General features: G+C 48.0%; 11 protein-coding genes. 8 read left to right on the top strand and 3 right to left on the bottom strand.

Going from position 1 to position 22,409, the window contains the following annotated elements; translation table 11 throughout:
* Nucleotides 1-148 precede the first annotated feature (148 nt).
* Together ACQ4MZ_RS13850 and ACQ4MZ_RS13855 are read right to left on the bottom strand one after the other, a co-directional pair.
* The gene (locus ACQ4MZ_RS13850) at nt 149-2,059 is read right to left on the bottom strand and encodes an OmpA family protein (RefSeq protein WP_430845665.1); all 1,911 of its coding nucleotides are present in this window, start codon (nt 2,057-2,059) and stop codon (nt 149-151) included.
* Complete coding sequence (locus tag ACQ4MZ_RS13855; RefSeq protein WP_430846408.1) at nt 2,059-2,640, bottom strand: 7-carboxy-7-deazaguanine synthase QueE; 582 nt, start codon at nt 2,638-2,640, stop codon at nt 2,059-2,061. Before ACQ4MZ_RS13855 ends, ACQ4MZ_RS13850 begins: the two co-directional genes overlap by 1 nt.
* Before the next feature lie 173 nt (nt 2,641-2,813).
* Here ACQ4MZ_RS13855 and mnmE point away from each other — a divergent pair, with 173 nt between their 5' ends.
* From mnmE to ACQ4MZ_RS13895, 8 genes are all read left to right on the top strand, one after another.
* Nucleotides 2,814-4,178, top strand: a complete 1,365-nt coding sequence (gene mnmE, locus ACQ4MZ_RS13860; protein ID WP_430845666.1) for a tRNA uridine-5-carboxymethylaminomethyl(34) synthesis GTPase MnmE — start codon at nt 2,814-2,816, stop codon at nt 4,176-4,178.
* Nucleotides 4,179-5,000: 822 nt separating this feature from the next.
* Nucleotides 5,001-8,168 (top strand): SusC/RagA family TonB-linked outer membrane protein, encoded by a 3,168-nt coding sequence (locus tag ACQ4MZ_RS13865; RefSeq protein ID WP_430845667.1) that lies wholly within the window; start codon nt 5,001-5,003, stop codon nt 8,166-8,168.
* Nucleotides 8,169-8,201: 33 nt separating this feature from the next.
* Nucleotides 8,202-9,842 carry a RagB/SusD family nutrient uptake outer membrane protein gene (locus tag ACQ4MZ_RS13870; protein WP_430845668.1) on the top strand — a complete coding sequence of 547 codons (1,641 nt, stop codon included), beginning with the start codon at nt 8,202-8,204 and terminating at the stop codon, nt 9,840-9,842.
* 1,271 nt (nt 9,843-11,113) lie between these two features.
* Nucleotides 11,114-14,068 (top strand): TonB-dependent receptor, encoded by a 2,955-nt coding sequence (locus ACQ4MZ_RS13875; RefSeq protein WP_430845669.1) that lies wholly within the window; start codon nt 11,114-11,116, stop codon nt 14,066-14,068.
* 13 nt (nt 14,069-14,081) lie between these two features.
* Nucleotides 14,082-14,591 (top strand): hypothetical protein, encoded by a 510-nt coding sequence (locus ACQ4MZ_RS13880; protein WP_430845670.1) that lies wholly within the window; start codon nt 14,082-14,084, stop codon nt 14,589-14,591.
* A gap of 531 nt (nt 14,592-15,122) precedes the next feature.
* Nucleotides 15,123-16,010 carry an NAD(P)H-binding protein gene (locus tag ACQ4MZ_RS13885; RefSeq protein WP_430845671.1) on the top strand — a complete coding sequence of 296 codons (888 nt, stop codon included), beginning with the start codon at nt 15,123-15,125 and terminating at the stop codon, nt 16,008-16,010.
* Between the two features lie 144 nt (nt 16,011-16,154).
* The gene (locus ACQ4MZ_RS13890) at nt 16,155-16,928 is read left to right on the top strand and encodes a helix-turn-helix domain-containing protein (protein WP_430845672.1); all 774 of its coding nucleotides are present in this window, start codon (nt 16,155-16,157) and stop codon (nt 16,926-16,928) included.
* A 209-nt stretch (nt 16,929-17,137) separates the two neighbouring features.
* Nucleotides 17,138-18,853, top strand: coding sequence for a Calx-beta domain-containing protein (locus tag ACQ4MZ_RS13895; RefSeq protein ID WP_430845673.1), 1,716 nt, complete (start codon nt 17,138-17,140; stop codon nt 18,851-18,853).
* Between the two features lie 295 nt (nt 18,854-19,148).
* Here ACQ4MZ_RS13895 and ACQ4MZ_RS13900 read toward each other — a convergent pair whose 3' ends face one another.
* Complete coding sequence (locus ACQ4MZ_RS13900) at nt 19,149-22,367, bottom strand: choice-of-anchor tandem repeat GloVer-containing protein (protein WP_430845674.1); 3,219 nt, start codon at nt 22,365-22,367, stop codon at nt 19,149-19,151.
* Nucleotides 22,368-22,409 lie beyond the last annotated feature (42 nt).

Genomic DNA, 22,409 nt, shown 5'->3' on the forward strand with positions numbered 1-22,409 from the left:
AATGTTCTAAGTTTAGGCTGGAAATTCCAGCGGTGCCCAGCAAGGCTTTTCTTTGTGTGTGAGACTTGATTTCGCCTTATTGTACCTGTTGGTACAACACAGGCAGACTGACAAAAGTGCAAAATTTCAGCCCGTTATGCAAATGCATTTAGAGGATGCGCCATTCGATCCTTCGGTTTTTTTGCCGGTTTTCATCGGAATCATTGGGCGCCATAGGTTTTGTTTCACCATAACCTTTGGCCAAAATCCGGTCGGTCGCAATTCCCGATTGTTGCAGATAATATTGTACGGACTGTGCCCGGCGTTGGGAGAGTGCCATATTCTCGGTATCCGAACCTACGTCATCAGTATGGCCTGATATCTCGATTTTGATGGTTTTATTTTTGTGCAAAAAGTCGCTCAACTTGTCTAGCTCCACTTTCGATTTATCATCCAGGATATATTCCCCCGTTTTAAAGAAAATGTTGTTCAAAATCTCTGCGCGGTCCTTCTCGATCGCTTCCAACGGAATTTCAAGATCTACAAACGACTGATCGTTATTGACCGAAAATGAAAGGCTTTTAAACAGATATCCCGGTTTGGATACATAGAATGCATATTCCCCACCACTATTCAAAACCGCCAGAAAGGAGCCATTCTGGCTATCGGAAGTAAAAGAGCCGACTTTGGTCTGGGTTTTAAGGTCAAAAAGATCGATGTCGGAAGCCAATACCGTGCCTGTCTTTTTGTCAAACACCTTACCTTTCGCGTAACGCGTAGGCGTGATGAGCTTTTGCAGCGCGTCGGGCACCCGGAAGGTGTACAGCAGGGAGCGGCCTCCTCCTTTTTCGGTATTATCATCGGTATAGTAGGCATTTTCTCCATTGGAGGTTATAAAAAGCCCCACCTGATCCGAAACGGTATTGATCGGGTAGCCTATGTTCGCGGGCGCCGCCCATATTGTGTCTGTTTTTTGAGTAATGAAAATGTCAAAGCCACCCATCCCCGGCAGGCCGTTGGAAGAGTAGAACAATGTGCGGCCGTTCGCATGAATGAATGGGGCGTTCTCGTCGTCGGGTGTGTTAATGACCGGGCCGAGGTTTTGGGGGGCGGTCCATTGTTTCTTGTCGTCCAGGTGCGTCATCCAGATGTCGCGCTTCCCTACGCCGCCTTTTCGGTCGGACGCGAAATAGAGGGTATGCCCATCGGCGGACAGCGAAGGTTGTGATTCCCATTCGCGCGAATTGACCTCCGGGCCGAGATTCACCGGTGGGCTCCATTCTTTGCCTACTTTATGGGAAATGTACAAATCGCAGCTGCCCAGGCCGTCGGGCCGGTTGCAGGCAGTGAAAACAAGCGTCCGGCCATCGGCCGAAACCGTGCAGGTACCTTCATTATTGGCCGTATTAATGGTTTTCGAGATTTCCTCCGGTACATCCCACCGCGCAGCCGGGCCCTTGATGCGGCGTGTAAAGTAGATGTTTTCGTCGCGGTTTGCAGTCAGGCCTGTGAAAATTAATGTCTCGTCGTCAGCCGTCAGGACCGGGAAGTACTGAGTGTCGAGGAAGTTTACCGTATCCCCCAATGACTTTTTCTCAATCGAAAGCGGGTTCTTTACAGCCTGCTGGGCGAAACGGGCTGAGGCAACCGATCTCTCAGCCAACCTTCCCAGACTCGACCTGGCAGGAAACAACGCGAATGCCTTTTCGAAATAAAACTGGGCCGAGTCGTACCGCTGCACATTGAAATGGTCACGGCCTATCCATTGAAAAGCCGCTGCTGATTGCGGGGCATCCGGTTTAAGATTGACAGCCTTGTAGTAATGCTTGCGGACCAAGTCGGGCTTCCGTTGCAGTTCATACACCTGTGCCAGGCGCAAATGGGTATCGTAGCTGTTCGGCTCAATTTCGAGCACTTTTTCAAACAACTCTGTGGCCTCGGGGAGCTTCCTTTCCTGCCATGCTTTTTGTGCCTTATCGTATACTTCTCTCGCTTTTCTGGGTAATGTAACGTCCTGACTGGAAGCGTTTTGTAGCGTTATGGTGACTAGTGCGAAGCAGAAAAGAAATACCCGGTGCATTATGGAATGTTCATAAACTTGTGAGTTTGTAACGACATTTTCCATTTGGGATTGTCTTTGATATAGTCAATTATCAAAGGCAGCATCACGTCCTGCTTACTCCATTCGGGTTGGAGTAGCAGCGTACAATCAGGAGAAACTTTGGCTGCATGTTCTTCGGCGAACTCGAAATCGCTTTTATTGTAAATAATCGCTTTCAGCTCATCGGCGCTCTGGTAAATGTCGGGGTGAGGCGTTTTGAATTTTTTTGGGGAAAAGCAAACCCAGTCCCAATGTCCCGTAAATGGATAAACGCCCGACGTTTCGATATTGGTTTTGAAGCCTGCCGCTTGTAATGCGCCCGTCAGCTCGTTGAGATTGTACATTAATGGTTCCCCTCCAGTAATTACTGCTAATCGACCGGGAAACTGCAATGCGCCGTCCACGATCGCATTGATATCGAATTTGGGATGAATACTCGCGTCCCACGATTCCTTCACGTCGCACCAGTGGCAACCTACATCACAGCCGCCGAGGCGGATGAAATACGCGGCACGACCGCTGTGCTGGCCTTCACCCTGCAAGGTGTAAAAGGCTTCCATCACCGGAAGCTCTGAGGTAACGATAGGCAAAGTTTCGGTAAGCAAGGTCTTGAAAATCTTAATGTTGAAAAAAGTGTAACACGCAGGAGCGCCGTAAAAATCCCGTAAAGGTACAAAATTCAAACTTCCTGCGGCGGTTAATGGTTCTCTTTAAAAGTAGCATATTTGCAATTATGAATACAGAAGTAATACAACAGCAGGAAGTGATTTGCGCGCTCGCTACGCCCTCGGGTGTGGGCGCGATAGGCGTTATACGCGTGTCGGGCCTGGGCTCGATCGCGATGGTGAATAGCGTATTTAAGGGTAAAAACCTCGAAAATGCCGAATCCCACACCGTGCATTTCGGTACTATCAACGCCGGCGACGAAATCATCGACGAAGTGCTCGTGTCCGTTTTCAAAACGCCGCGCTCATTTACCAAAGAAGATTCTGTCGAAATTTCCTGCCACGGCTCCGACTACATTATCCGCCAGATATTAAAGCTGCTCATCACCAAAGGTGCCCGCGTCGCCAAACCCGGCGAGTTCACGCAGCGAGCCTTTCTAAACGGCCAGTTCGACCTGGTGCAAGCCGAGGCCGTCGCCGACCTTATTGCCGCCGACTCCCAAGCGAGCCACAAAACCGCATTGAACCAACTGCGGGGCGGTTTTTCCAAAAAACTGGCATCGCTGCGCTCCGAGCTCATTCATTTTGCTTCATTAATCGAGCTAGAATTGGATTTCGGCGAAGAAGACGTAGAGTTCGCCCAGCGGGATGATTTGCGACGTTTAATCAATGCATTACTTTCAACCATTGAACCGCTGATCAGCTCATTTGACTTTGGCAATGCAATTAAGGAAGGGGTTCCGGTGGCTATCATCGGCTCACCCAACGTGGGTAAATCTACTTTGCTGAACGCATTATTGAATGAAGAGAAAGCTATCGTAACCAGCATTGCCGGCACTACGCGCGATGTGATAGAGGATACCATCGTGCTGGATGGCTTGAAATTCCGCTTTATCGACACTGCGGGCATCCGCGAAACGAATGACGTAGTGGAATCCATCGGCATCGGGCGCTCAAAAGCGGCGATGGATAAGGCGGACATTGTGATTTTTCTCTTCGATAGCGAGGTGACGCTGGCCGAGAACCGCGCATTGGCTGCATCGCTGCCCGCTAGTAAGGAGGTGTTGTTTGTTTTGAATAAGACGGATATTAATCCTTCACTGGCATCCGAACTGGCCGGTTCGTTGGACATTATCCCCATTTCCGCACATACGCAACAGAATTTACCTGCCTTGACCAGGAAGCTTGTTTCACTTGTTCATGGGCAGGCAGCAGGAGATACGGTCGTTACGAATTTGCGACATTATGAGCATTTGATGAAGACTTCGGATTCTTTGACGGATGTATTGAATGGGCTTTCACTGGGCGTTACCGGGGACTTTTTAGCACAGGATATCCGGTTGGCGCTGCATCATTTGGGGGAAATTACCGGGACTATTGTGACGGATGATTTGCTGGATAATATATTTTCTAAGTTTTGTATCGGAAAGTAATAGGCTGTGAATCTTGATTAGACCTCGTAAGTAAAATGAATGAAAACCGTAATTAGAGCGATCTGATGCGGTTTTTTTGTTTTCCGATTTTTGCATTGCTCCCGGTCTAATTCAACTGCGAGACCGGTCTGTCGGTGTCGTGGTTCTTGGAATTGTCAGGTTCATTGGGCTAAAAGGTGAGCTAAAATCAGGGTGCCAAATTTCAACGAGCGAGCTATCAGAGGAATTATTGACGTATAATATCATAAGTTATCTCTCGTGTGGATCCACAGATATTACTATGAACGTATAGTCATATCGTATGTAGTTTTTTGGCCGGTTAGCTATTTTGCATACTGAACTGGGTGCTTTGTTTTGTTGAAATAATTATGTTTTTATCTGGATGAGTGAAGTTTATTTTCTGGGGGGACACCCCAGCTGAATCAGATTAATTGTTTAATAATAAGTTTATTAACGGATACATCGGTCGGGTCGGGCCTTAGAGTCCCGGAAAAGTGCATTGTGAAGAAATCATTTTAAAATGTAATTGTAGAATATTATCAAGAATTTTAGCTCGCTGACTTTATAATATTTTTTAAAAATTAATAACCACATTCGGACGCTACTCAGAATGATGATTTTGAGTGAACGTCGTATGTTAACTTGTTTTGAAATTATATTTCATAAAATTTTATAATTGCGAAATATAATTTTGTTGTATTGTTGAATATGCAACTATCATATATTTGTTTCCTGAAATGTAGGTTGGTTTGTATTGATAGTGCAAAAGGGTATTTTTGTTAAGAGACAAGTCTCCGATACCAACCTAACTATTGTTTACTTATGAAGAAGGTTTTACTGCTCAGCACCCTGCTGGTGTGCTGTTGCTCATCATTGCTATGGGCACAGGAAAAGTTTGTAACAGGTGTAGTCACCGCTGCGGAGGACGAATCACCAATCCCGGGAGTGAACGTGTTAATCGCCGGCACCCATAACGGTGTCATCACGGACATGGATGGCAAATACAAAATCGCCGTACCCGATCAGGGAAAATTGACCTTTAGTTTTGTTGGAATGATCTCACAGGAAATCACTTTTGATGGCTTGTCGGTGATCGACGTGAAGCTGGTATCCGACGCCAGGATTTTAAGCGAAGTGGTTGTGACCGGTAGCGGTGTGGCTACGAGCAAAGCCAAGCTGGGGATATCGGTCGAAACGATTTCCGGTAAAAGCCTGCCGCAGACGCCCTCTGCTTCGGTGGATCAGGCGCTGGTTGGGAAAATTCCGGGAGCGCAGATCACCAGCGGCAACGGTACGCCGGGGGCGGGAGTCAACATTTTGCTAAGAGGTATTAACTCTGTGAACCGGGGGACATCGCCAATGATCCTGATAGACGGTATTCAGATGGCTTCGACGGATCTCAGCGCGATCGACCTTAATTCTATCGAGCGGGTGGAAGTCGTGCAAGGCGCCGCTTCTGCTTCGATCTATGGGGCTCAGGGCGCGAACGGAGTTATCCAGCTTTTTACAAAAAGGGGGAAAAATGGGCAGCTGAACATCGATATTTCCAGTGCGATCACAAACAATACCTATCTGAATGTGGGTGGAATGGCCAAGTCGCGTTTTCACGGATATAATACCGATGCAAACAATAACATCATCGGATCTTCGGGCGCGCCGATTTCGATTGACCCGCAGACCGGCTTGTATACCGAAAACGTAATCTGGAACAGTACGGATCCGCTTAACAAGACCGATAAGCCCTACAACGCCAATCTTGCTTATCATGATCACTTCAAACAGTTTTTTGTTCCTGCCAACACGATCAACAATAGCATTTCCCTTTCAGGAGGCAGTGAGAAATTCGATTTCAGCGCCTCTGCGTCCAATAACCATCAGAAATCCAATTTCCTTAACAATGGTTATAACGACCGTAGTAACCTGGTTACCAACCTGGGCGTCCAGCTTGCCAAGGGGTTAAGGCTGCGCAGTACCACGCAGCTGGTTTATACCAAAAACACGGTTAATGGGAATAACATCTACTCGATTTTTAATAGCCGTGCTTTTGTGGACTACGATTTCAAATTACCCGATGGTAGTCCGATCAACAAGTTGGGAGATGCAGCGGGTGTGAACGGAAGTAACCCTATTTACGCCCAGTATTATTCAGACAGCGACGATAAAAAGGTTGATATCATCCAAAATTTCAACCTGAACTATAAAGTCAACAAGTATCTGGAGTTGGATGCAAAGTACGGACTCAACTACAATAGGGAAGACTACGTCTATATGGCGCAAAACCAGTCAAACAATGCCAATTCCGTTGCCGCTTCGACCTGGGTGGGCTCCGCGATCAGCCCTGACAATACAGGTGGTATCGATAAATATACCTATGCAAGAACATTCCAGAATTTTTTGGGTACTGCATTTATCTACACCAATTTCGAGGATGACTTTCATTGGAATATTCCAATTACGACATCTACCCAGGTTTCCTTTGATTACCGCAACCAGAAACAGACGCTGTATGCAGCAGCGGCTGCCGGATTGCCGACTTACACGCCGTTTAACAGCACGCAAGGAACATCCTTCAAGGTTATTCAGGATTACAAGGAACCGTTTATTACCTACGGGTACCTTGTCAACCAAAAAATTGAATATGGGGATATATTCGGTGTTGCCGGCGGGTTCAGAAGTGACTACTCGTCCGCATTTGGCGGAGGTTCAAAGCCGTTTACCTTTCCGAGAGGTGATGTTTATTTAAGAATGTCCTCACTGGGCTTTTGGGAATCAGGAGCGATCGCCGACCGTATTCCCGAATTTAAATTGCGTGCCGCATACGGAGAGGCAGGTATTCAGCCCAAGCCTTTTGATCGCTATGTTACTTTAAGCACAAAGGTTTTGGGTGCCAGCAATGCCTTCTATTTCGATCCAAACCAAAATAATCCTGACCTGGGTGTGGAAGTATCCAAAGAGCTTGAAATCGGAACGGATTTTACATTGAACGTGATGCCGAACGCCGACTGGCTGAACGATGTGCGACTGTCGGCCACTTATTGGAAACGGACTACGGACAATGCGATATGGAGCATTGATGTGGCGCCGACTTCCGGTTCGGGAACTTTGAAAACCAATGCTTTTTCACTCGGCTCCCATGGTTTGCAGGCTTCATTGAACGCATCTGTATACCAGGGCAAGAATTTCAGCTGGAATCTGACTACCAACTTTACGAAACAGACCTCGAAAATCAATTCTGTCGTTGGCGATCAGGAGATTGTTGTTATCTCCAATGCCGGAAGTACGAATTATGTGCTTCGCAAGGATGAAAAAATCGGACAGCTTTACGGCCATAGATTGCTCCATAGCCTGGATGCCACAAAGCCGGACGGTACCCCCTTTCTTTCGGAAGCCGAAAAGGGTGACTATACGCTGGCAAGCAACGGCTATGTGGTCAACAAAGCGACAAAATTCCCTTATGTAACCCCTGATAAATACAGTTTCGGCGATCCTAATCCGAAGTTCAACATCTCATTCATCAATGATTTGACGATCAAGAACTTTCTGACTTTCAACGTTCAGTTGGACTGGATACAGGGAAGCCATCTTTACAACCAAACCAAGGAATGGATGTACCGCGATGGAATCCATGCCGACTACGCAAAACCGTTCACGATCGACGGACAAACCGGAGCATGGACCGCGTTTTACCGGGGTGTATATGCAGCCGTTACCAGAAATGGTACCAAAGATTATTTCTACGAAGATGCCTCTTTCCTCCGTCTGAGAAATATTTCTGTTGCTTTGGACTTTGCAAAACTGACTCATATTAAAGGATTCAGAAGGCTGCAATTAGTACTCTCGGGGCGCAACCTGGTTACGTTAACCAAATACACCGGTATGGATCCTGAAATCGTGTCGGGTGCCAACAACTCGGCATGGGACCGCGGAACCGACCACAGCAGTATGCCGAATTACAGATCTTATCAGGTCGGTTTAAACTTCGGTTTCTAAAAACATTCATTGCATTCTTAAAAGAGATAAAACATGAAAAAAATAAAATTGCTATCGATGTTGGTGCTTCTGACGTCTGTTCTCTCCTGTAAGGATCAATTAGACGTTAAGAACCCGAACCAGCCAACGACTGGAAGCGCTAACTCGGAATCCGGTCTGATCAACCTGGCGCAGGGCGCTATTTATGTAAATGGCTTCCTGACTGTGAAGTATGGCGGTTTTTATGGCGGGTTTTTCGGGGATCCTTTTAGTTATCACGAAATTATGGGGGACGTTGTAGGGGTGGAAGCTGCCAACCAGCGGCTGAACGAAATCGGGGTAGCCAATTACGTGATCCTCGATAACGGCACCAGGGTGAAGAACCCCAATTCTCCGACCCTTCAACTGGACATGCTGCGGCAGGTAAATATCAATGCAAACGCGAGCGACAACCCGTTGTATTACGAGTGGGCCTACATGTACAGTCTCAACAGCGGGGCCAATAATGTGTTGGCGCTGGTGGACAAAACCACATTTACGGGAGATGCCGAAAGTAAAAAGAACGCACTTAAGGCCTGGGCATATTGGTGGAAGGGTTACGCCTATGGCCGTATCGGTTCACTTTACTATGCCGGTATCATCAATGATCAGGCAGTGGGTACCAATAACACGTTTGTGAGCAAGGAAGCTATCATTGCCGAGTCAAATGCCAACTATGATAAAGCCGCGGCAGCTCTAAGCGCTGTTAGCAGCGTTGCCGATTACTCGGCAGTGATCGGTAAAATTATTCCCGCATTTTTTCAGGTTGGGAAGGGGGGGATACTTACACCTGATATGTGGAAGAGGAACATCAACTCGATGAAAGCACGAAACATACTGGTAAACACCACTGTAAAAAAGATGACTGCGGAGCAGTGGGCGTCTATCATCGCCCTTGCCAAAGATGGAGTTACAGCAACGGATTACGTGTTTACGGCCAGATCAAACGAGACCAGCGATTTCATTTCCGCTACCGGTAGTACGCCTTCGGCCCTCACTACGGGTACTACCAAAACCAGTAGTTTCAAAGTCAGCGAACGCCTTGTACAGGATTTTAAACCGGGCGATAAAAGACTAGAGAACAACTTCGCGATCGAAACCAACCCATGGATTGGCAATAATGACCGTGGAAACATTTTCAATACCCGGTATGGTCTGATCGATGGCGGAAAGGGACTTGCGGGCGTAGTTGTGTTGGGCAACAAAGCGGTGGGCGAATACGAATTCTATATGGCCACCACCTACGAAGAAAATCAGCTGACATTGGCGGAGGCGCTTATCAACACGGGAGATATAGAGGGCGGTCTTAAAATCATTGATGCCATCCGTAAACTTCAGGGTGCCGGTCTGGCCGCCGTCGCAGGTAAGGGGCTTAACCTGGCAGCTGCCAAAGAAGAATTGAGAAGCGAGAGAAGGGTGGTTCTGCCATTCCGGGGGCTTGCCTTCTACGACGCCAGGCGCTGGGGAGTGATCGATGATGTTGCGACAGGCGGAGGCAGAACCGGCGCGGTTGTAGTTGATAAGGCGGGTGTGGTTAGCAAGAACGCGACCATTAATTACAACTTCCTGGATTACTGGGACGTACCTGCCAACGAGCTTGCCTATAATAAGGCTGGCGAAGGAAGTGTGGCGGTTCAAAACCCGAAGGGATTGTAGGATTCTCTAATGTAGCGTAGTGTTACCGCAGCCACCGTGTTCCGCAACGGATTGACCACCACTCAAAATTTACGACTTGTGCATCGCTGCCGTTTCGAGGCGCGATGAAATGAAGGACAGGGTGGTCAATCCGGGCGGAATGCCCGATCGGCAAAAAATGAAATCAGCTAGTCTGTTTATGATATGATCGGATTAACCAGATTTCGGGCCGGTTGATGTGCAGGCAGACACTGAAAAATGTATCTCGGGGCTATCTTTCAAAAGTTCTTAGGCCCGGAAGACTGCGGAGGTGGGTTCCGTTTTGCCTTATAAATCACACAAAAGAGTTGGATATGTCTAGTCACTTTGTTTTTCTTGAAATCACTAATTTTAATCTTGACGACTTGATACCACACTTAGGATGGATAGGGGCCAAACCAGTGAAAATCTACACGCGGGGCGAGGCCGTTGGCTATTATCTGTATGATGAAGAAATAGGCAGGCTGTTCGAATTTCGACTCATTGAGCCCAATGGAGATAATTCCAACTTGCAGTACGACCAAATCTTGGAAGCTTATCGTCACCGATTCAACTAACAGGTTGGTTTTGACACTGTCGATCTAACTTATGACCTTCCAGTCAATCCACAATTCCTTAAACCCCGTTTTCTGCCAGCCGACTTTTGAACATTCTGAACCAATTGTCCCTACTATTCAAATCGGCAAGGATAAATCCATGTCCTCCTGGCTGCGGGATGTGCATTTCGGTTTTTACGCTTGCTTGCCGCAAGGCATCAAAAGGAAAGCATGTTTTTGACGGGGATCACATCGTCGTCGGCCGCATGTACTAGAAAAGTCGGTGGTGTAGCAATACTGACATGCTTGCCCGTATTGCACTGATCCAGTAGTTCGCGGGGAGGCATCTTGCCAATTCCATTCAGCTGCCCGTTTACGTACCATTTTGATGGCGGCCTGCCCATCCTGAAGAGGGCCAGTCGACTTGTCGACCTTGATATATTGCCGATGGCCCTGGCTGCCACCCCGTTTCAACTTCTGGGGGGTGCATGGTAAAAGCAATATATTCTGAAGAATATATATAAATTATATTGTATTTTTCTATGTATCCGATATTATATATTGCATTTTGCTATTTTTTCGATATTTTCAATGTGTTAGCCGCATATTTGATACAATGACACCATGCAGATCCGGAAGGGGGTCTGTTGCTATCAGACTGTGTCCATCCAGTTTGATCCTTTGAAATGAATATCCAACTAAAATCACTCCATTACTATGAAGAGAAACTTACGAAAATACGAATTCGTGGCCAGGCCTGCGATGCTCTTTCTGCTCATTTGCTGGTTACCGTTTACCATGCTTGCCCAAAGCAAAAAGATTACCGGTAAAGTGTTTTCTGCATCCACTGCGGAAGTGTTCCCTGGTGTGAACATCATCTTGAAAGGAAATACGAATAAAGGTACTATTACGGATAATCAGGGTATGTTCTCGATCGATGCTGTGCCGGGCGATGTACTGGTATTCAGCTTTATAGGTTTTAAGACCAAGGAAGTTAAGATAGGTTCCGAAGCAACGTTAAGCGTTCCGCTGGAAGATGGCGGCACGGAGTTAAATGAATTAATAGTTACAGGGTCCAGAAATACCGGGCGAACCATTCTGGAAACCCCCGTCCCGGTGGATGTCATTTCCATCAAGGATATCATGGCAGACCTTCCTCAGATTGACCTGGCCCAAATGCTGGCTTTTGTGGCACCCAGTTTTAACGCGGTCAGATCCCAGGGTGGTGACCTTGATTCCCACGTAGATCCGGTCCAGCTCCGCAACATGGCCCCCAACCAGATACTGGTTCTGGTAAATGGAAAACGAAGGCACACTTCCGCCCTGCTTATTACCGGAACGGCCGTCGGTAGCCCCTCCACGTCCGTTGATTTGATGACCATTCCAGCGTCCGCCATCGACCGGGTTGAAATTTTACGCGATGGCGCTGCCGCTCAATATGGTTCGGACGCAGTGGCCGGCGTAGTCAATATTATCCTCAAAAAAGGGACAGATAAGCTGACAGGCAGCTTTACCGGTGGAGGTTATGCCAATACCGGCGGTAAGGCAGGGGAACTGACCAAAGATGGTAAGCCGGATGGATTCAATTATCAGTTTGATGCAAATTACGGCTTCAAAATGGGAGACAAGGGGTACTTTAACCTGTCCGGGCAAATTACACAGAAGCGCCCGACCCTGAGACCTTTTGTGAATGACTGGGGATTTTTTGATAAAACTTACCTGAATAATCAGCGGACCGATAAAAACGGAAATCCGGTCATCACCAATCCCGAGCTGGTTGCCGCACAGGCCTCGGGCAACACAGCGGCACTTGCGTCGCTGACCACAGAAGCGGGATTAATGGCTGCACGCGGCCTGACCAAAGCTGATTTTGCCGTTTATGCGGGTATGCCTGCCATTACTCTCGGCAGTACTTTTTACAATGCAGGTTATCAGCTGAATCCTACCACAACGCTGTACAGTTTTGGAGGAGCGTCTTACAAATATCTTAAAGGTTTCTCGTGCTACTTCCGCCGTCCTGCACAAACTGACCGTTTCAATTACCTGCTGTATCCCAATGGCTTCCGTCCACAGATGACCTCCAATACTTCCGACCTTTCCAATACAACCGGTATTAAAAGTAAGCTGGGGGAATTCAATGTCGATTTCAGCAACACATTTGGCCGGAACCGGATGCGGATAGGGATGGTCAATACCATGAATGCTTCACTGGGTTCCAATTCACCGGTCAATATGTATTTGGGTACGCACCAGTTCACCCAAAATTCGACTAACCTTGATTTTTCCCGCTATTTCAAAGATGTGCTGCGGGGGCTGAACATTGCCTTTGGCGCTGAAATGCGTATAGAAAACTACAAAATCATGAAAGGTCAGGAAGAGGCCTATACCTATGGAGATGCAGGGGTGCTTACCGTGGGTAAAGCCGGTTTGCTTGTCGGCCCTGATGGAAAACCTTTGGAAGATGCCAGCAGCACACCGATCGTAGATGCCAATGGAAATCCGATCAGTGTGAATGCAGGCCAGCAGGTTACCGTTAAATCCTTGTCTTCAAATTGCCAGTGTTTTGCCGGATTCGGCCCGAAAAACGAAAGGGATGAGTACCGCACCACCATGGCCGCTTACCTTGATGCCGAACTTGAAGTAACTAAAAGCCTGCTGGTAGCCGGCGCTTTCCGTGTGGAAAATTATTCGGATTTTGGCGGCGTTACCATCGGCAAATTAGCCGCGAGGTATTCCATTGCCAAAACGCTTTCATTGCGGGCTTCGATTGCTTCCGGATTTCGCGCGCCATCCCTTCAGGAGTTGAATTATACCCATACTGCCACGGCATTCGTGCCGGATGCAAACGGTATCCCGCAACCGCTTGATGTGACAACTTACCCAACCAACAGTACCGCTGCCAGGGTTTTAGGAATTCAGGGTCTTAAACAGGAGAAATCGAGGACCTATGGTTTCGGTCTCACCTATCAGCCGGCCCACGGATTTGAAGTAACTTTGGATGCTTATCAGATTGATGTAGATAACCGCATTTTCAGGACCAGCTACTTCAATGCATCCGAGGTTGGCAATCACTACGACGAGGTCATCGGTGGGGGAGAAGCCCAGTTCTTTGTGAATGGTGCAGACGTACGTTCCAAAGGAATTGAAGCAGTCGGAAACTATACGCTCACCCTGAGTCGTGGTAAAAGCTTCATTTTCAGCCTTGCGGCTATTTTCAGTAAAAACACCATTCTGAACAGGAAAGTACTCGATTTGAATGTGGCTAATCTGACCGAAGACCAGATTGTGGCCAAGTACCTGGACCGGGCCACAATTGGTCAGTTTGAAACCGGAACACCAAGACAAAAACTAATCGGTTCGGTTACCTATCGTGTCAATAAATTTCATGCTATGGTGAGAGGCACATACTTTGGAACGGTGACCTCCCGGTCAACTTCCTCCGATGCGGAAGGTAACTTTTATGATCAGAAGTTTTCCGCGCAATCCATTTTCGATGCCAGTGTTGGCTACGATTTGACCAGGAACCTGAAATTGTCCATAGGCGGCAGTAACGTTTTTAATAAATATCCTGACATTTTGCGCCCCGAAAACCAGGGCTTCTACCTGTATGACAACAATCAGCAGGGCTCCAACGGATCTTACTACTACGGCCGCATTTCTTTCAACTTTTAATGATCATCCTGACATGAAAACATATATCAGCAAAATCACCCCGATGGTATCCCTGGTTATCACGATGACGCTATTTGCGTTGCTTAGTTCTTGTGAACAACAGGACTACCCGCCCAATTTAAGTACAGCGCCAGGTGGCGGTACTGTATCGACGTATAAGGCATATACGTTAGCTGCCGCGACTACGGAAAATATCTATGGGCGCGTAGTCTTTTACAAGTACAACAAAACGATCACCTTAGTACAGATGGGCCTTTATAACGGAGCAGGGGGGAGCTCTTACACAGCCGCTATTTTTCCCGGAAAGGTGACAGCAGCGCCCGCCACGGCCCTGAAGGTGCTCGACACAGTCGCGGGTGCTACGGGCGCGTTCGCGACCAGTAAGTATTTTAGCATTACTGAAGAGGGGTTTTTCGATAAGCTTGACGCCTACAATGCTAACGTGACGGTTAAACTAGGTGCGGTCACCGTAGCCGCTGGTAATATAGGCGCGAACGCAGCGCCGGTGGCAGAGTCCAAATAAATAAGGCGTGGTTAAGCAGAGTCCGGGAAGATATTTAAAGCTTCCCGGGCATTGCCATTACTTTTGTCTGACATGCGTTTTCCGGCATGATAGCCTGGAATCCTTCATTTGTCAATTATGCTGTCGTTGCACGGAACACCAACAATATTCAGAATACCAGGTTCCGCTAGCCAGCTCATGCAGAGCGAAGCCTGGAAGTGTTTTTAGAAGGCGGGGCGGAATCTACATACTGCATTCGGCCAATACCATTGGAAGAATACGATAAAATGATCGGGCTGGGGTGGCGCAAGACTTCGGAGCGCTATGCGCTTGAAATCGGTCCGTCTAATCAAATAACCAGGATCCCACCGGGTGAAGGGCAGGGGACTGGTAGCCGGAACTGATCGCTCTCCAAAGGTTATCGACACCTGGCTTTGACTTAAAAAGTGAAAGAAACACAAAAACATGTTATCCGGCTTCAACAAAAGCGGATCGGGCTACATCCACTTGGGCAATCGATCAGACCTTTGCATTGGACAAACAATAGCAAAAATGAAAATCGTTCTTACTGGATCGTTAGGAAATGTTTCCCGGCCGCTTGCGGAAATATTGATCCGCGCCGGACATAGCGTTACCATAATATCAAGCGACCCCGGAAAAAGGGAGCAGATACATGCCTTGGGTGCCAGGGCAGCAATAGGTTCGGTAACCGATGCTGGTTTCATGGAACCGGTATTTGCGGGCGCGGATGCCGTATACACCATGGTTCCACCTGATTTTACAGCACAAGATCCGTTGACGCATTACCGGAAAGTTGCCTCCGCGTATGCGGAAGCACTAACAGGCTCGGGCGTGAAAAAAATCGTGCATTTAAGCAGCTGGGGCGCAGACTTGCCTTCCGGTACAGGGTATATTTTAGGATCGCATTTCGCCGAAGGTATCTTGGATCGTGTACCCGGTAGCAGGGTTACTCATCTCCGTGCAGGGTTTATCTATTACAACCTTTTTCATTTTGTCGATATGATCAGGGCCACAGGTATGATTGCTGCAAATTATGGAGAAGAGGATAGGATTGTGATGGTTTCGCCCGCCGATATTGCCGCTGCCGCCGCGGAGGAGCTGCGGTTGGGTAGCGATGGCAAAGGCATCAGATACGTGGCTAGTGATGATCGGCGCGCATCGGAAGTGGCCAGTGTTTTGGGCGGCTCTATCGGCAAACCTGACTTACAATGGAAAAGGCTTACGGATGATCAGCAACGACAAAGGATGGAAAGCCGTAAAGTGCCCCGGCATGTTATTGAAAATACATTGCAGCTCGGGCAGAATATTCATAATGGCAATTTGCGCAGGCATTTTGATCAAACAGCCCCGCATGTCTTTGGCAAGATAAAGCTGGAAGATTTTGCCAGAGAATTTGCGCTCATTTACAACAAGGTGTAATTTAGTGCAATGCAGCCGCACATCATCAAGTCGATCAGTGAGTACCATCAGATCATGGGCTTGCCCAAGCCAGAACACCCATTAATCAGCATTATATCGTTCGAATCGATGCGGCGGCTGCCGGCAAACAGTCCGATCAGCCTGGTGCTTCCATTTTACAGTGTCGGCCTTAAACGCAATTTCAACGCCAGAATGAAATATGGGCAGAGTAACTATGACTTTGATGAAGGCATCCTAACTTGTATGGCACCGGGTCAGATATTGCAAATCGAAATGGATGGTGACCAGGAGCTGAATCATTCGGGATGGTTGCTGCTTGTCCATCCTGATTTTTTATGGAATACTTCATTGGCTTTGAAGATCAGTAAGTATGAGTTTTTCGGTTACGCTATTCACGAAGCACTGTTTTTGTCGGAAAAAGAAGAGTTAACGCTAATAACGATATTTCAACATATTGCACACGAATACCAGGGGAATCTTGACGCCTTTACGCAAGATCTGATAGTTTCCCATCTGGAATCGCTTCTAACCTATGCAGACAGGTATTATTGCCGTCAGTTTGCAACAAGAAAAGTAGCCAACCATAAGCTGCTGGAAAAAATGGAGCAGTTGTTGTTTCACTATTTCAACAGCAATGAGCTTTTGGAAAAAGGCCAGCCCAGCGTACAAGTCGTTGCGCAGCAACTAAATGTTTCACCAGGTTATCTCGGTGCCGTTTTAAAGACGGTTACGGGCAAAAGCACACAGCAACATATTCAGCAAAAGCTGTTGGAAAAGGCCAAGGAGAAGTTGTCGGTTACCAGCTTGTCGGTGAGTGAAATTGCTTACGAGCTCGGTTTCAGCCATTCTCAATCGTTCAGTAAGTTCTTCAAATCGCAAACGAATATTTCGCCGATGGCCTTTCGTCAGTCGTTTTAATTTTAATACAGAAAAATTGCCTGGCCTTCAGGCGGGGCTGCGCCGTAGTCACTGCCACCGTAATTCCAGGTGCAGTACCTTACAAAATGAAATCTCATTGTAATAAAACTTCGTAATTTAAAATAGTAAAAATTAGTATATTGGTAGCAAATAACCGCTAGTAGATTTGTGGTTTATCGGCGATACATTTCACCCATCACCCGCTGCCTATGAAGACGTTTACGATCAAAATGCAAAGGAGCCGCCTGATTTCATACTTGTTTGTGGCTACATTCTTTTTAAATTTTTCCAGCCGGATAATTGCGCAACCGACGGGACAATATGTTTATCTGCAAAAATTGTCTGATGCCATCGAAGGTGGAAAAAACGGTATTTATAAAATTGGCCTTCATTATCCTGTTCCATTGGCTGAGGATGTAATAGTTGCCTATTCTTTTCTTGCATCCGGACAAGCAACAATGGGGCCGGACTTTGTCCATTTACCTGCCTATACGGGAAATGCGGTCATTCCGGCCGGATCAACCCAGGTCCTGATTGACGTCGATGCTTTCAATGACGGTATCATCGAAGGACCGGAAAGTACCGGCATTCAGATCACCAGTGCAGCGTCGGCGACATTGACCTTGCCGATAGATCCCGCCAATAATCAGGCGCAGGTTAACATCATCGATGCCAACGCCGCTTCATCGACACCGGTCCAGTTGCTTATCGGGACCAATGCTGCTGAGCCCTCCGGGCAAGCCACTTTTACATTGAAACTGGCCGGCGTGGCAACGTCCGCGTGGCCGGTCCATATCGCCTATGTTTTGTCGGGCACGGCCTCCCCGGGAGTGGACTGTCAATCGATCGGAGCGCTGGTGATTCCACCAAATACGAACTCGATTACTGTATCTGTCAACATGTACGACGATCACATTATCGAGGGCCAGGAAAATCTCCGCGTTACTTTACTTTCCGGAAGTGCGACAGACGGCGGGGGCAATGCTTTTATTTTTCCACCGGACCCGGTGAACACGGCGATCGATGTTCTTTTTACCGATGATGACTACACCGCAGCCAACACGCAGATAACACTCACCAAGATTGCGGATGCTGCCGAACCGGCAAGCTCCGGGATTATCAGAATGAGTCTTCCCGGGGATTATGTGCCTTCGACAAGCCTTGTTGCCAACATTCAGTATGGGGGTACGGCTACGGGCGCCGATTACGCTAACTCCGCTGCCATACTGCTGGCTTATCATAATACTGCCGATGTTTCCCTGACCGCCATCGATGACACCCTTGTCGAAGAAACGGAAACGATCCTGTGCACCCTTCTCGGAGCTTCTGATGCAAATTCTCTGCAATATACAGGAGCCCCGTCACAGAACGTTGCGTCGGTCGATATCGTCGATGACGATGCCAATTTGCCGCTCCGGCTTGTGAGTTTTGCCGGAAACAGGCTCGACGGCGGCGCTGTTAGGTTGAAATGGGCGACTGCCGACGAAGAGAACACGTCGCATTTTGAAATATTAAAGAGTAGCGACGGCCACACATTCGGGCAAATCGGCGTAATTTCTGCCTCCGGCTCCGGTAATCATGACTACACATTTACCGATCCCGACCCTGGCCCTGGTAATTTTTATCGCCTGCGTATGATCGATCAGGACGGCTCCTTTACTTACAGCCGTGTTATTAGCATCGCCATCGACCACGGGCAATCGATCAGTGTTTTCCCAAATCCGGCCAACAGCCGGTTGACAGTCGACTTGGGCAGCTCGAACCTGCTACCGCGCAAGGCGACGGTCGTAGATATTCATGGAAGGTTTTATAAACAGGTCCGCCTGAACGGGTCTCGCTCCGTCATACCAATCGCGGGCCTGAAATCAGGGGTGTATTTACTGTTGGTTGAAAACGGTGAATCGGTTAGATTTATCGTTCAGTGATTGTAGTTATTCCCATACCCAATTGCGTTTCGGGAGTCGCAATGCGGGAATGTAATTTCAGTGGAAGAAAAGGCGGCAACTTTATTCTATCTTATCGTTTTGTAAATGGTAACAAGCGATTGCTGTGGCGTGTTTCCTGCTGTTCTAAAGGAACAATTTGCTAATATCTGACAGCGGTGATCCAATTATCAGTACCGGGGGCGGGGCATTGAGTTGAGTTATGTACCGGCGCCGATGATACCGGCTGGATCATCGGCTAACCAGTTTAATGACAGGGCTATGCAATTCAGGCCCGTTATTTCTTAGCCATAGTCAATGTCCTAACGCCCCGGGCAGTTGTGAATCTCAGGAAATAGACACCAGTGTGCAATTTGGAAACATTGAGTTTAAAGTTTCCGCCTTCAGATTGTCCGCTCAGCATTTGCATTCCTGCTGAGTTGATGAGCTGCCAATTGCATGCCACTTTTGGCAGTTTTACCTCAACAATATCCGCGACCGGGTTGGGATACAGTGTCGCCACCGCGTTGGGTATTGCCAGCTCGCGGATGGTCGAATAAGCAAATGTACCATCCCAATCGGTCATTTTTAAGCGATAATAGACTTTCGGTACCAGGATTTTACCCAGCTGTGTGTCAATGAAGTTATAATGGCCTGGAATGGATCCGGCAGAAGGTTCAATGGTGGCAATCGCTTGGTAGCTCCGGCCGTCTTCACTCCGCTGTAACTCAAAGTGTGAAAAATTGACTTCTTCGGCCGTTTGCCAGTTTAGCACAGCATCGTTCTCCAGTAGTTGTGCATTGAAATTGATTAATTTGACGGGCAAAGGTCTGTTGGTGTTTGCCAGGTAAAAGGTGGAAAAGGCGTCCGTTTTGAAACTAAAGACATAACCGCCACCGGTCCAGGGCTCAACGCTCGTAGCGATGGCGCGGGGTGATCCTGAGATACTTCCGCTGCAACTGTTGGCGCCGGTTGTAAATACCCCGATTTGCGTCACATCCTGGATTGGCTCAACCTCCATATCGGCATTGTTGGCAGCCACGAGCGCATCGTATTCTTCCTGTTTTATATAAATCCTGACGTCTACCTGGCCGGAGGTTATGCTGCCCGAAGGCGTCATTGTAAAATCCCTACCCAGGAAATAACGTCCGTCCCTTTTCCTTACAGCGCCGCTGTGCGTATATAGCCAGCTTTTTATGGTGCCCAGGTTATTGCCATTCGCTTTGATTTCTGCCACTGCTTCGTTGGAAGCGTCAGTAACCGCAAGCCACTCGTTGAAATTATCGGTGCCGATCAAAGAATTCGCAAGCGTCATACAAGTGCCCGGGTTACCGGCCGATACCGGTGCTGGTACTGGTGTGGGCGTCATGTAAAAAGGGTTTATCCCGCTGTCGGTAGAAAGCCGGGCCTTTGTTTTCAAAATTTTGGTTGCGGGATCCCACTCGAAGACCGAGCCTCCTTCGTAAGTTCCCATAAAATACAATTTGTTGTTATTGACCGTGATGTCGGCCTTGAGATCGTTGCCGAGGACAACCAACACACTTACATCTTGGGTTGCCGGGTCCACCTCCAGCAGTGTCGATTGTGTGAGTCCATATAGTTTATCACCATAGACGGTAAGTGAGCCGTAAGGTTTTAGTCCTGTGCTCGCCCTGAGATCGCGCAATTTCGTATAAACGTTCGTAGCCGGATCCCACTGGAAGACCGTACCGGTGTTAAAGGCGCCGCCTCCCATGGTCATTCCATAAAATTTGCCGTCCTTCCAGCAAAGATTTCCGAAGGGACTGGCGCCAGCGAGGAGGTCAAAGTCATACCTCTTCGTGTAAATGTTGGTTTCCGGATCCCATTCGAAGATCACGCCTCGGTTGGATACCCCGCCAGTAGGAGTCATCCCAAAAAATTTACCATCTCTTTCGACCAGATTCGCGTAAGGCCTACTACCATTGATGGACTCAAAATCCAGCTTCTTAGTGAATACGTTGGTCTTGTAATCCAGTTCAAACAGAGTACCTAACCCATTCACTCCTCCGGCAGAAGTCATACCGTACAGTTTTCCATTCCGCAGCACCATTTTACCTAATGGCTTACTTCCTGTTTCCTTGCTAAGCTCCTGCATTATTTTATAAGCTTTTTTCTGTGGATCGAATTCGAAAATCACGCCCAGTGCGTCTTTGCCGCCTTCGGAGGTCATGCCATATAGCTTACCGTCAGCAAATGTGAGACTGCCCATAGCCGCCCGCCCCATAGCCACATTGCTGATGTATTCGCTGGTAACATTTGTTGCCATATCCCAATTGAACACTTCGATCGATATAGAACCATTGGACGGATCAGCCACCTGCACGCTTGAATACAACTTCCCCTGCCACGGTGTAAACTTTCCCTGGAATATGCCCGTGCCGTTGCCGGGCATAGCAGATCTGATGCTGAACCCGTTCGTAACTGGGTCCCATTCATACAGGAGCCCTGTACGGGCTTCGCCCCCTTTGGTAATCCCATAAAACTTGTCACCAACCAGAAGAGGAGCAAACGCGTTGAATGGTGCAGTTCCTGCGTTGGGGAAATCAACCTTTTTAGTAATTGCATTCGTAGCCGGCTCCCATTCGAATAATGTGCCGGCGCCTGATGCGCCCCCGGAGGTAGTCGCGCCATAGAGTTTACCGTCTTTTGAAGTCATCTTAGTAAGACAATTGTAGCCTGTGACCGGCGTAAAAGTGGCTTTGGACGTAAAGGAACCCGCAGCCGGGTCCCATTCTACCAGGTCCCCATAGTTAGTACCCGCCGATTGGGTTATGCCGTAAAATTTACCTTCAAACGGCTCGAACTGAGCGACCGGCACATGGGGTCCGGGCTGTAAAGATCCATTTACATTCTTCACTTTCGAAAATAGGGAAGTTTCCGGGTCCCATTCATACAGCGCATCGCTAAGGTTCCCGTTGTCCGTTATGGCAACGCCGTAAAGTTTTCCATTGAATCCAATAATGCGCGAGGTGCCCCATAGCAAACGGTCTTTCGCAAGATTGGCGAAATCACTCCGTTTCGAATAAACATTATTGGTGAGATCGTACTCGAAAATAACTCCTTGCTCGTTGATTCCGCCCTCCGTGGTGGTACCATAGAGTTTATTGTTTATGATGACCATTGTGGAGCCCGGGTTGTTACCTGTCTCGCGCTTGAAATTATGCAAAACGGTGTATTCATCGGTCGCTGGGTTCCATTTGAAAAGGATGCCTTTGAAGACGGCATTATCTACATTAACTTCCAATGCCGTCCCATAGAATTCACCATTGTATTCGGTGAACTGCCCCATGGAAACGGCCTTACGCGGCACGCTGAAGTCAAATTGCGCAAGGGGCTTAGTGCCGTCGGTGGCCGTATTAAAAATAGTACCCAGACCGTCGTTCCCGGCGGATGTGGTTACGCCCCATAATTGATTAATTCCTTGGGCATTTGTATGAAGAACGGCGGTGAGGTAGAGGAAGCCAAGGAATAGACCAATCTTGTAGTAAGTTTTCATGAATTGTAGAATAACGTTGAGCTTGTGTAAATATAGGCTAAT

It is taken from the genome of Dyadobacter sp. BHUBP1 (genome assembly GCF_050587785.1).
Taxonomy (GTDB): domain Bacteria; phylum Bacteroidota; class Bacteroidia; order Cytophagales; family Spirosomataceae; genus Dyadobacter.